General features: G+C 55.8%; 13 protein-coding genes. 9 read left to right on the top strand and 4 right to left on the bottom strand.

The window, feature by feature from the left end:
• Positions 1 to 47: 47 nt before the first annotated feature.
• Positions 48 to 251, bottom strand: a complete 204-nt coding sequence (locus J2I48_RS17665) for a hypothetical protein (RefSeq protein WP_207336809.1) — start codon at positions 249 to 251, stop codon at positions 48 to 50.
• Between the two features lie 198 nt (positions 252 to 449).
• Between J2I48_RS17665 and J2I48_RS17660 the strand changes: the two genes are divergently transcribed.
• A complete protein-coding gene (locus tag J2I48_RS17660) occupies positions 450 to 1,838 on the top strand; it encodes a BatD family protein (protein ID WP_207336808.1) in 1,389 nt (462 codons plus the stop codon).
• A gap of 102 nt (positions 1,839 to 1,940) precedes the next feature.
• Complete coding sequence (gene aroC, locus J2I48_RS17655) at positions 1,941 to 3,017, top strand: chorismate synthase (RefSeq protein ID WP_207336807.1); 1,077 nt, start codon at positions 1,941 to 1,943, stop codon at positions 3,015 to 3,017.
• Positions 3,018 to 3,111: 94 nt separating this feature from the next.
• Here aroC and J2I48_RS17650 read toward each other — a convergent pair whose 3' ends face one another.
• Together J2I48_RS17650 and J2I48_RS17645 are read right to left on the bottom strand one after the other, a co-directional pair.
• A complete protein-coding gene (locus J2I48_RS17650) occupies positions 3,112 to 3,825 on the bottom strand; it encodes a 3-keto-disaccharide hydrolase (RefSeq protein WP_207336806.1) in 714 nt (237 codons plus the stop codon).
• 52 nt (positions 3,826 to 3,877) lie between these two features.
• Positions 3,878 to 5,059, bottom strand: coding sequence for a hypothetical protein (locus tag J2I48_RS17645; RefSeq protein ID WP_207336805.1), 1,182 nt, complete (start codon positions 5,057 to 5,059; stop codon positions 3,878 to 3,880).
• Between the two features lie 72 nt (positions 5,060 to 5,131).
• Between J2I48_RS17645 and J2I48_RS17640 the strand changes: the two genes are divergently transcribed.
• On the top strand, positions 5,132 to 5,809 hold the full coding sequence (locus tag J2I48_RS17640) for a TVP38/TMEM64 family protein (protein WP_207336804.1): 678 nt from the start codon (positions 5,132 to 5,134) through the stop codon (positions 5,807 to 5,809).
• A 55-nt stretch (positions 5,810 to 5,864) separates the two neighbouring features.
• Here the strand turns inward: J2I48_RS17640 and J2I48_RS17635 are convergent, their stop codons facing one another.
• A complete protein-coding gene (locus J2I48_RS17635; RefSeq protein WP_207336803.1) occupies positions 5,865 to 6,788 on the bottom strand; it encodes a metallophosphoesterase family protein in 924 nt (307 codons plus the stop codon).
• A 128-nt stretch (positions 6,789 to 6,916) separates the two neighbouring features.
• Here J2I48_RS17635 and J2I48_RS17630 point away from each other — a divergent pair, with 128 nt between their 5' ends.
• The 6 genes from J2I48_RS17630 (at position 6,917) to J2I48_RS17605 (ending at position 11,868) form a co-directional block, all read left to right on the top strand.
• Positions 6,917 to 7,615, top strand: coding sequence for an alpha/beta hydrolase (locus tag J2I48_RS17630; protein ID WP_207336802.1), 699 nt, complete (start codon positions 6,917 to 6,919; stop codon positions 7,613 to 7,615).
• Between the two features lie 149 nt (positions 7,616 to 7,764).
• Positions 7,765 to 8,310: a hypothetical protein gene (locus J2I48_RS17625; RefSeq protein WP_207336801.1), complete on the top strand. Its 546-nt coding sequence runs from the start codon at positions 7,765 to 7,767 to the stop codon at positions 8,308 to 8,310.
• Between the two features lie 31 nt (positions 8,311 to 8,341).
• Positions 8,342 to 8,887 (top strand): RNA polymerase sigma factor, encoded by a 546-nt coding sequence (locus J2I48_RS17620; RefSeq protein WP_310587286.1) that lies wholly within the window; start codon positions 8,342 to 8,344, stop codon positions 8,885 to 8,887.
• Positions 8,874 to 9,617, top strand: a complete 744-nt coding sequence (locus J2I48_RS17615) for a hypothetical protein (RefSeq protein ID WP_207336799.1) — start codon at positions 8,874 to 8,876, stop codon at positions 9,615 to 9,617. The genes J2I48_RS17620 and J2I48_RS17615 overlap by 14 nt, the downstream gene beginning before the upstream one ends.
• Positions 9,614 to 10,540: a DUF4097 family beta strand repeat-containing protein gene (locus J2I48_RS17610; RefSeq protein ID WP_207336798.1), complete on the top strand. Its 927-nt coding sequence runs from the start codon at positions 9,614 to 9,616 to the stop codon at positions 10,538 to 10,540. The genes J2I48_RS17615 and J2I48_RS17610 overlap by 4 nt, the downstream gene beginning before the upstream one ends.
• A 104-nt stretch (positions 10,541 to 10,644) precedes the next feature.
• Entirely contained in the window at positions 10,645 to 11,868 is a 1,224-nt protein-coding gene (locus J2I48_RS17605; protein ID WP_207336797.1) for a hypothetical protein, read from the top strand.
• The last annotated feature ends 5 nt before the right edge of the window (positions 11,869 to 11,873 follow it).

Genomic DNA, 11,873 nt, shown 5'->3' with positions numbered 1-11,873 from the left:
TTCCGGTTAAAGAAGGGCGTTGTGAAGACTTGTTCTGAAACAACTGATTACGCGAACCGTGTGCGTCTAAAACAGCGATTGAGTACCACCCGGTACATGCGCCCAAACTGGGCATAGCACCAGGCTTTAAGCTGTTTTACCTCGTCTTCGACTAGCTCTTGGAGGGCTTTACGCAACTCCTTCTCAAACAACTGCCGGTCGAAACTAACTTTCTGAAGAATCGTTTTTACGTACTCGAGCATGGAAGCCATACCGCATTCGTTAATGGTTAAAGGCCTATGTGTTCGGCGTGGTAAGAGGATAGAAACTGATAACGGACCGTTATCATTGTAACGGAGGACTTTCAAATTTGTTACTGACAAATGTATCGAAGTGTTGCAATATTCATAGCTGTTCTTGCATTATATTTTTGTGAAAATCGACTGATTTTCGCTCAAACTGCTGAGTCATTGCCAGTTATCGAGCTTTCGGCTACTGAATTTCTGATCGAACGGTCATTCACCATTTCGGTCATCATTCCGCAGGCCGAAAACCGCCCCACCATTACCTTTCCCGACATCCCCGGCCTGACCAAGCAAGGCACGTCTACCAGTGCTACCCGGACTGAGGTCAATGGCCGCGAAGTGATCAATCAGGTGGTTACGCAAACTTACGCGGCTACCCGCCCGGGTACGTTGAGAGTAGCTCCTTTTGTCATCAACGTGAACGGACAGACAGTACGCTCGGCAGGTACAACGCTGACAGTCAGGGCCGTCACGCCACCCGTCTCGGCTTCGGTGCTGGCGGCGAAAGTAGACAAGAACTCGGCGCTGCTCATTACGTCAGTAAGCCAGTCAGATGTATTTGTGGGTGAGGGATTACGAATTACCGTGGCTGTTTATGTGGCCGAAAATTATCCCTACGAGCTTCGCTTCGACAAGTTGGCCCCGCAGGTGGAAGCGATGGCGCGGCAGCTGCGACCCGTAAACGCCTGGGAAGAAAATGACAACATCAGCGAGCTTACCCCCCACCCTATCACCTACGCTGGCCGCCGCTATATTCAATACGTACTCTACCGGGCCACGTTTTTCCCCTTAAGCGGCCAGAATACGGCGACCCGCACGATTCATATGCCCCCTCTACAGCTGGCGCTTACCCGAAGCAGTGTGAAAGTAACGCCCGCCACGGCCACCACGCCGCCACATTCCGTAACCTCGGCTGAACCCTTAACCCTGACCAGCCTACCCGTCGACGTTAACATTAAACCGCTGCCACCCCACCCCCTCCGCGAACGGGTATCGGTAGGGCAGTTCCGGCTGGTCGACGAGGTAGACCGGCGGCGGGTGCTGGTGGGGCAGAGTCTTCGGTTCGACATCAGGATTGACGGGCGCGGGCAGATTGCGGGTATTCAGGCACCCACCCAACCCACCCTCGAAACCACCCGACAGGCTCCCGACCTGGAGGTGTTTCCGCCCACCATGCAGGAGCAAATTGGCCGCACCGACGAGCAGGTAAGTGGCTACAAACGGTTTCGGTATTTCCTGATTCCGAAGCAAAAAGGCACGTTGGCGTTGGCAAACCGGTTTTTCTGGGTTTATTTCGACCCCCAAACCGCACGCTACGACACCCTTCGGCCCCAAACGGTGCTCAACGTGATCAACCCCGGCGATAGTCTCACCACCGGTATTGTTCCCACCGACACTATAACTACCAACGGGCGCAGTTCAATTTATTCCGGCCTCGAACAAACCGACAGCACCAAACAGTCTATCAACATGCCGGTGCTGGTGCGGTCATTGGCTAACGTCCTGATTGTCCTGATGATCCTGGGAACGATCTATGTCTACGCAAGGAAATGACGTTGGATGTTGGACATCAGATATTGGATGGTGCGCTCTTGGGGATGAATCCCCGTTCGTATTGTCCAGCATCCAACATCCAATATCCAACGTCCAGCATCTATGAGCAGCACCTACGGTACACTATTTAAGATTTCCACCTTCGGCGAATCGCACGGGGCGGGTATTGGCGTCATCATCGACGGGTGCCCAGCGGGCCTGACTTTCGACACCGACTTTATTCAGCACGACCTCGACCGGCGCAAGCCGGGACAGTCGCGCATTACCACGCAACGCCGCGAGGCCGACGAGTTTGAGGTGCTGAGTGGTGTGTTTGAGGGCGTTACGCAAGGCACGCCCATTGCGCTCGTGATTCGCAATACCGATCAGCGCAGCAAAGACTACGGCCACATTGCCCAGCAGTTCCGGCCCAGCCATGCCGACTATACTTATCAAGCCAAATATGGCACCCGCGACTATCGGGGTGGCGGTCGGTCGTCGGCACGGGAAACGGCGGCGCGGGTAGCGGCGGGGGCCGTAGCCAAGCTGCTCTTGCAGGGCCAAGGCGTTCATATTCAGGCCTATGTGTCGCAGGTGGGGAAGCTGAAGCTCGAAAAAAGCTACGCCGACATGGATTTGGCCGTGGCCGAAGAAAACGCCGTGCGCTGCCCCGACCCCGAAACGGCTGAACGGATGTTTGCCCTCATTGACGAGACCCGCAAAAAAGGCGATAGCATCGGCGGCATGGTCGACTGCGTGATCACGGGCGTACCCGCGGGCTGGGGCGAACCCGTTTTCGACAAGCTCCACGCCGAACTAGGCAAGGCCATGCTGAGTATCAACGCCGTGAAGGGGTTTGAATATGGCAGTGGTTTCGCCGGGGCCGAGCAATACGGCTCTGAACACAACGATGAGTTTTATACCGATGAAGCGGGCCAAGTACGCACCAAGACGAATCAGTCGGGCGGTATTCAGGGTGGCATTTCCAACGGCGAAACGATTTATTTCCGCACCGCCTTCAAGCCCGTCGCCACGATCATGCAGGATCAAGACAGCGTCGATTCGGCCGGTAATGCGGTGGTTGTCAGCGGCAAAGGTCGCCATGACCCCTGCGTAGTACCCCGCGCTGTGCCCATTGTAGAAGCCATGGCCGCACTGGTCCTGGCCGATATGTGGCTGCGAAGCAGAGCAAATAAATAGTGGTAAGTGATGAGCGGTAAGTGGTGAGTTTGCTTACGCCAGAGCAAGTATGCTGGCGTAAGCAAACTCACCACTTACCGCTCATCACTTACCACTAAATTTCTTTTATCCGCACATTCCGGTACCAGGCTTTTTCTTTTGGGCTGTGGCACTGAAGGGCAATACATCCTTTGGCATGGGGAGTGGCGTAGGGCCACTTAGCAAATTTGCTTTTGGCTACCTGCGCTTTCCAGGCATCGCTACCGTATTCGTACTCAACCACTTTCTTACCGTTCAGGTAGTGCTCTACGTGGTTGTTGTTCACCACAATCCGGCCTTTGTTCCACTCGCCAACGGGCTTGATCAAGTTCAGATCCATTGGCTCATACATGTCGTAGTCGGCACCGGTGAGCTGGGTCTTAGCCAGATTCAGGAGCTTACCGTCTTTATCTTTCCACTCGTAACCTCTGTCGTCAATGACCTGATACTCAGGGCCTGACATATAGGTACTGATGATGTCGGGGCGGTCCTGGACTTTATATATCACTCCGCTGTTGCTGCCCTGGGGTATTTTGAACTCAAACTCCAGATCGAAGTTTTCGTACTCTTTGTCGGTCACCAGGTCGCCGCCGGTGCCGTCGGAGGTGACGGCATCACCGTCCATCATCCAGCCTACCACGCCGGTTTTGTGGTAGCTGTGCCAACCCGTGATCGTTTTACCGTCGAAGAGGTTGGTCCATTTCTCCTTTTGGCCGAGACTGTAGTTGAAGCTAGTCAGCGCCACTGTGGCTGACATTAGCAGCCCAACCATTAACAAGGTCTTTTTCATGGAATTGCTTTTTCCGTAGAAAGACAATCCGATGTGAAAACTCCTTTACCTATCACGATGCCATATCGCGGGCGGCGGCGGGATCATTGTATTTACGATCCAGCCCATCGGTCGATTTTACGTCTGAGCGGGGAGTAGCGTCGTAGGCTTCGCCCGTGGGCGACAGCATATTTTGGGCTTCAATCGTACTCTCATCGACCAGTTCGCGGGGCATAGCTTCTGCCTCACGCTTCTCCTCAGGGCGTTCACCTTCTTGGTGGTCCTGGGTAGGCCGATGGCTATCAATGTTGTAGGGCAGGTCCGACGTACCAGTATCGGGCTTGGCATCCATACCTTCGTCGTCCAGTCCGTTCGACATATTTACGTACTGCGTACCCGGTACAGCCTCACCAGGCTGCACGTCGTCTGTTGATGGCTCTACATTTTGCGCTACCGACATCGTTGATGTTTTGGTGACGCTACCCTGCTGGGCAAACCCGCCCAGGCCATAATAGCCAAAGCCCAGTGGAGCCTTGTTGGGATATTTTGCCTGCCCTACGCTGTTGCTGCCCCCGTTGATTTCGTGCGAACGGTCTGGCTCGGTAGGATCAGTAATCTCCGGCTTGTCGGGCGAAGGAGAACCGGGCAATGTAGGGATTTCGGGACCGGGCGAGGGTGGCGTAGGCGGCGTTTCGGGGCCACCGGGCATAGGGTAATTTGGGTCGGGCGTGGTAGGCTGCGGGGGCATCATGTCGGCTGTGGGCAGCCCGCTGAAGGTCTGCGTCTGGTCTGCGCCGTTGGCCTGCACCCGATCGTTAGGTGTGCTGTCGTTCTGCGAAGCCGTATTGGCCGGGGCATTACCCTCCGACGACTCATCGAGAGCGTAGCCCGTATCGGTAGTTTCACTTTGCTGATCCTGCGTCAGGTCGGCATCGGCAATGGGGTCGTCCTGGAACGTGTCGGCCTCCGGGTCAATGGCGTTGCCCACGCGCAGGGCCGCTTCCGAATTTTCGTAGGTCTTTTGCCCTTCGGTTGGGGGGTTTTGAAGTGCCCGCTCTTCGTCGCTGCCATAGCGATTTTGGAGTTGTTCGTCCATTACGTCGTCTTCGGTATCGCCAATGGGCGTCAGTTTACCATCAACGAGTTTAACCATATTTGTTTCCGCCTGATCGGCACCGAACATCGCCTCGGCGTTTTCGTTGGAAACCATGTCGGCCTGTTGAGCGCCGTCTGAAAGTGCTGAAGATGCAGCCATAACGTTGGTGGTTGAGTTAGTCTATATGAATTAGGTTAAAACAAGACCCCAGATGAAAAGTTTGATTAACCAATGACCAATTCGCTACGCAACATTTTCACTGGCCCGGCCCTGTTGGGGCTTGTTCTATCGGTGACGCCGCTGCTGATGAGTTCGTGGATCACCTATTATGCCGTGACCCACGAAGCCCAAATTGCTCAGTTTACCACCTCCGACTGGGCACTGTCAACGGCCGTTTGCAGCCTGGGTTGCGCCTTTGCCCTCATGTTACCCACGCCCCTAGCACTCATCTTTGGCTACTTTATTGGCTGGCGCGCTACACTGCCGCTGTTCATTATCAACATGTTAGCCATTCTGCTGGTCAACCTGGTGGTGCGCCGTCTGGATAACGACCGGGTGCGACGCATGATCGAGGAAAACCCTAAGGCCGCCCGTATTCTGACCCGCATTCGGGAACAGGAACTGAAGTTTATTTTCTTCGCCAAGCTCTCGCCTGCCCTGCCGTTCTCGCTCACCAACATGGTTTTTTCGCTGTCGGGGGCCAGTTTGCGTAATATTCTGCTGGGTGGTTTTCTGGGTATGGTACCCCGCACGCTCCTGGCCATCTGGACAGGTGCCGAAGCCCACCACATCCGCACCCTGCTCGACAACCCCAACCAGGACGCCACCTCCCAAATCGCCGTGATCGTGCTACTGGTAGTGTCTGTTGGCGGGTTAGTTTCGGTGTTGATTAAGGCCTGGGGGAAATAACGTACAATGGGCTGACGCAAGAGCATGTTCGCGTCAGCCCATTGTGCATTGTACATTAATACCGCACATAGTCATTTCGCACCGTGCCGTCGTCAAACAAATCCACTACGGCATAACCCGCGTGGGTGTGCTGGTAGGCCCCAAACCACCACGCCCCGCTCACGGCCCCGTTGCAGTAGTAGCTCACGCCGTTGTAATCTACGCGGTCGGTAAGATGGATGTGGCCGCTGAGGCAGGCCTTCACATTAGGGTATTTGGCAAACAGATCAACCAGTTGGCGGGCGTCGGTGTGCATCCAACGACCGGGCACGTTCCAGGTTTGGCCTTCGTAGCGCTTGCCATCAAAAAAAACGCACGCCGCCAAAATGGGGACGTGCGAGACGATGAGTATCGGCGTGGTGGCTGGGGTGGCGGCGAGGTCTTGCTTCAGCCAGTCGAACTGGGCTTCGTCGAGGTGGGCCGTGTACCAACTGCCGTCGGGGTTGGCCTGCACACTGTCGAGGATGATCAGATGCCAGCCGTTTTGATCAAGGCTGTAGTAGGGTTTGGCCAGTTTCAGGTTATCCATGGCCCATCGTCGGCCGTCGGCCAAGGCAGCGGCGGTTTCTTCGCGGCACCAGAGGTCATGGTTTCCCACGCAACTCAGTATCGGCAGGCTGTTGTCGGCGGTCAGTACTTCGTTGAACAGGCTCCACTGGCGTTCTACGCTGCCCCGCCCCCGGCCGTGAGCTTCCATGATAGCGTCGCCGCCATTGATGATCAGGTCAGGCTTATCGGGCAGGTTTTGGGCGTGGTGCAAACAGCGGGCAAGGCCTTTGGCGGCCCCCACAACAGGCTGCATGTGTACGTCGGTGAGGTGGGCAATCCGCAAAGAGCGGGTTGGAAGGGTGGCTATTGGGCGGGCCGAAGCCAGTAGCGGGGTGGCCGTAGCGGTGGCTAGTCCAGCCCCAATTCCTTTTAGTAGTGTCCGGCGTTGCATAGTCCGTTTTCTCTACTGCAAACATCGATTTTTCATATGATCTGCGTATTAGAGCATCATTACCAGTGCGTTAAACCTCGGTGCCATAATGAACACAGCATTATATTCAGGCAACAATAAACTCTCTCATGACTCTCGACTCGCCCCGCCTGATCTATATCCACGGCTACGTAGAAGACCCCAGCATCTTTGATCAACTGGCTCCGCTCCTACCCACCAACAACGTGCTGAAGCTGAACCTCCAGGACGATTTTGCGCGATGGAACCCTGACGATCAGACGGTTAACGTATCGTCGCTGGCGGCGTATCTGGCTAAAACATACCAGATTACAGCCACCGACGTGGTTATTGGGCATTCTATGGGCGGCTACATTGCGGCTAATCTGAAAGCACAAACGGGCTGCGGGGCCGTACTCATTTCGTCATATACTAACCCGGCCAAGATCGTCACACCCACCCGGCATGTGGGGTTGCTGAAATACCTGGTTAGCTGGGGGGTAGTGCAAAGCCAGGGGATGGCAAACTATGCTCTGAAAAAATACCCCTTCGATCAATCGCGAACGCTTCACAAAAGCCTGGTTGGCAACCTGATGGCGCAACCTAAACGGTTCATATACCAGCAACTCCGTGTGCTGATGGCCAAACCTGCCGTGCCCCCCGCCCCCTCCGACGTGCGCATCCACACCCGCCCCGACAACGTGCTGCGCTTCCCCGACGAACCCTACCACGAAACCGCTGGCGACCATTTCAACCTTGTCTACCACCCCGAAGAAGTAGCCGCCCCTATTCTAGCGTACTTGGCCACGCGTGTGACTGAGAAAGTTTGACAACTTGCCGATGCTGGTCAAGATCTGGGACGGTCCGACGCTTCGGCTTGACCAGCCCCATGTAAACTTTTTCGTAGCCCTTTCCAACCTTTTGCCAGGCCTGTTGCACATTGGGGTAAATCAACCATTTACCAACTCAATTGTGCGTTATGAAAACCTGTATCTGCTTGTTGATAAGTTTGTTTTGTCTGTGTACCATTCGCGGAATGGCGCAGGGGTCGTTGGGAGGGCGCAACAAAGCCGTTTATTTGGAAGGGCTGGGCAGTGGTTTGCTGCTCAGCGTTAATTACGATTTTCGGTTTCGGAATACGCAAGATGGCCTCGGCATGCGTATTGGCGTGGGTGGGTTGAGCGTGGCAGCCACGGCTACCAACAACAACGGCACTACCTCACCAGCCCGGTTGGGAGTGGTCACCATGCCCATATTGCTAAATTACCTCGTTGGCAAAGGACGTGTGGCCTTCGAGATGGGGGCGGGCGTTACGCCCATCTACCTGTCGGCTACGAAATACCAGACCAACAACGAGTTCGTCCAAAACAGCAACTTCGGGGTGCTGGGCACACTGAACGCGGGCCTTCGGGTACAGCCCATTCGCAACGGTGTGGTGTTCCGCCTCGACTGGACCCCCATGATTAGCGATACGGGTTTCCAACCGGCCTGGGCGGGCGTATCGCTGGGCTATGCCTTCAAATAGTTGGTGGTATTTTACGCAATCTGCAACCCTCGTGAACTACACGCCCGACCCCTACGAACGCGCCCTGGTGGCCCGCTGCCTGACCCCGGAAAGCCCGGCCGAGCAGCGCACGGCACAGCGCGAGCTGTTTGAGCGCTACAAACGGGCCATGTTCAGCACCGTCTGGCGGATCGTGACCGACTATGATCTGGCCAACGATGCCCTTCAGGACGGGTTTGTGGAGGTGTTCCGGCACCTGGCCGACTTCCGGGGCACGTCGTCGCTGGGGGCGTGGGTGAAGACCATTATGGTGCGGCAGGCGCTGCGGATTGTGCGGTTTGAAGCCCGGTTCGAAACCATCCGCGCCGATTTGCACGACCAACCCGTTTCGGTGCCTGATCACCTGCTGGGCGAACAACTCGAAGCGGCTATCCGGGCCTTGCCCGCCGGGTGCCGGACCATCTTTTTGCTGGCCGAAGTAGAGGGCTATGCCCACCGCGAAATTGCCCAAATGCTGACCGTAGCCGAGGGCACCGTGAAGTCGCAGGTGAGCTACGCCCGGAAACTATTGAAACAGAAACTCCATGAACTGGCCTGACGCGATAAACCAACTGCCCGAGCACGAACCCCAGCTCGACGCGTGGGACCGCCTGGAGGCCGACCCCCGCCTGCAAGACCTCCGGGCCGAAACTGCCCTGGACCTTTTGCTGAAAAAACTGCCTCAGCACAGTCCAGAAGCCGATGTATGGTCGCGGATTGACATCCAATTAACTGCCGAAGAAACCCTTGACCGGGGCCTGGCGAACCTACCACAGCATGAGCCCCGCACCGATATGTGGGATGCCCTTTCGGCAAAACTGACGCCAGAACCTGCCCCGGAAACGGTGGTCATGCCGTTGCCGGGCAGGAGTCAACCCCGACATATTATGTTTAGCCGGGGCCAATGGGCGGCCGCGGCGTCGGTAGTACTGTGTCTATTGGGGGGCTACTGGTTCTACCAAAATGGGCATTCCGCCGAAACCATTACCGTGGCCTACAGCGTGGAAACGGCTCCCGTAACCGTGTCGGAAACCGCCACCGACCGCTCCGCCGATGAGCACTTGGAAGCCTTTATCAACCAGGCTTGCGAGCAACAGGTAGTAGCCTGCAAAAAGCCACAAGTGCAGGATCTTCGCCAGCAATTGGCCGACCTCGATGTTCGTAAAATACAGATCGACAAGCAGTTGACCGTTTTTGGCGAAGACCCCGATCTGGTAAAAGCCCAGATACGCATTGAGAACGAACGCGCCGACGTGACCAAAGAATTAGTCAGAATACTCCGTATATGAACCGCTTTTCGAGATATAAACTGGCTGGTACCTGGCTTTTGCGCCTCCTCTTCTTCACCCAATACACCCTTGCCCAAACCAAAGTACAGGTAGTGAGCAAAACCGTAGAACGAGAGTTAACGGACATTAGTCGGCTGATAATCAATGCTAATAAGGCCGACGTAAGCGTGAAAGGGTGGAACAAGCCAGGCATTTCGCTGAAGATCAGGTTTGTGGCCAAGCACCCCGACCGGGCGGTGGCCGAGCGCGAAGTGGACTACCTGGGCTACGATGTCCGCACAAAAAGCGGCACCGGCGAACTCACTAACCGCTACACCATTCCACAAACGGCGGGTAAGGTTCAGAGCGCATTGAGTGTGTCGCTAGAACTGTTGGTGCCGCAACGTTGCGCCCTGGGCATCACGTCGAGCTTTGGCGATCTGGATTTGAGCGATCTGGGTGGCGAGGTGGTGGTGAAATACGAATTCGGTAAGCTGACGATCAACAACTTAACCGGCAAAACCACGGCCACGTCGGCCTATGGCGATCTGGACGGGGTGAACACGGCTGGGCAGCTAACGCTGAAAACCGACAAGGCCAACGTGCTGCTGCGGGGGCTGAGCGGCAACGCCAACCTGCAATGCCGCTACGGCAAGCTGACCCTCCGCCCCGACGCCGACCTCTCGGCCCTGACCGTGGCCGCCACCCGCACCGATATTCTGCTGCTGCCCCGCCGCCTCGACGATTTTCGCTACGACGTTCGCAACACCTACGCCGACATTCTGGTGCCCGACGCCCTGCGCGAGAGTCTGGGCAAGTTTGTGAACAAGGCCGTTTTCGACTACGAACCCAACCCCCGCAAGCCCCTGCTTCGCATCGACAATGCCTACAGCCCTATCTCAATCCAAACGCTAAGCACGGTCGATATGGCCGGAGGGAAATAGAAACAATACGCAACAGATACGTATAACTAGTTATGAAACAGGCAATTACAATATATCTTCTCTGTTTAGCCACTCTAGCTCATGCACAAGAATGGAGCGGCGGGTTGAAAGTTGAATTCCCAACGGGAGCCAGCAAAACGGGCAACGCCTTCACGCTCAATACCAGTCGGTTCGTTATGAATTCGCCTAGCAGCAGCGACGCTGACAAAGCCCGGCTGGTGGGCTTTGTGCGCTATGATAAACCCAACTGGCTCTTTCAGGCCGACATCTCGCAGGGAGGATTTTCTATTGCCAGCCAGCAGGAAGACAAAAATGGCACTAGCTACAGTGGCTACAGCGGAAAACGCTACGCCCTGGTGCTTCAGGCAGCCTACAAACCAGCCCCCTGGCTGCGGCTCCAAGCTGGCTTTGGCATTAATAAGCATACCTGGGAAACGGGCTATCTGGAAGGGCAGGTGGCCCAGGCCGAGCAGCGGCTTAAGGCTAACGATGGCAAAAACCCATCGTCGCTGGAGATTGACAAGCAGGTATTGACCAGTTATCAAAATAGCCTGCTGTTGCTACAGAGCTACAAAACCACGCAGCTAACAGGCCATTATGGTGTAGGCGTGGACTTAGGCGGCCTTACCATCGACGTGAGCCGGACGGAAGGGCTTACCCCGCTGCTCAACGGCGTGGTGGCCAATGGGCAGACTGTAGAGGCTAACCAGAATTACGGCTACACGTCGCTGAGTGTTGGCTACCGGCTGTTTCCACTGAAGAAGTTTGCGCTGGCAACCAATAACAATAAAACCTACCAGAAGCTGAAACGCGAAATTCCCTTCTACCGCAACGAGTTTTCGGCGGGATTAGGCATCATCGGCGAAGACATCGGTACGGGCATCACCTACGAAAACCGCTACACCCGCTATTTCTCACGGCGCTTTGGCGTGACGGGCATCATTGGGGCCACGCGCACCGCCTACCAAAGTCAATTTAATTCCGACAACACGAAAGCCTTCACCGATTTTCAGTTCAGCGCGTTGCTGCGTACGCTGCCACTCTACACGCGTCGGCATCAGATTGGGCTGTCGTTCGGCATCAACGTAATTGCTGCCCAGGCAGGCTTATTCAGCAATGGCTCAAGCTTTTACCCAGCTGGTCCCGGTACACAGCAACCTATTTCGGTGGCCTATCTGTCGGAGAGACCCGCCAAAACATACGTGGGTGGGCAATGGCAATTCGACTATCAGTTTGCTGCCACCGACCGTGTCCCGGTGGGCATCTGGCTACGAAATACGGCCAGTGGTTTTGCCAATCTCGGTATTCAGGCCGGGTATCGTTTCTAACCTCA

Source organism: Fibrella aquatilis (assembly GCF_017353255.1).
GTDB lineage: Bacteria > Bacteroidota > Bacteroidia > Cytophagales > Spirosomataceae > Fibrella > Fibrella aquatilis.
Note: the sequence above shows the minus strand (reverse complement) of the source record. Positions and strands in the feature narration are given on the sequence as shown.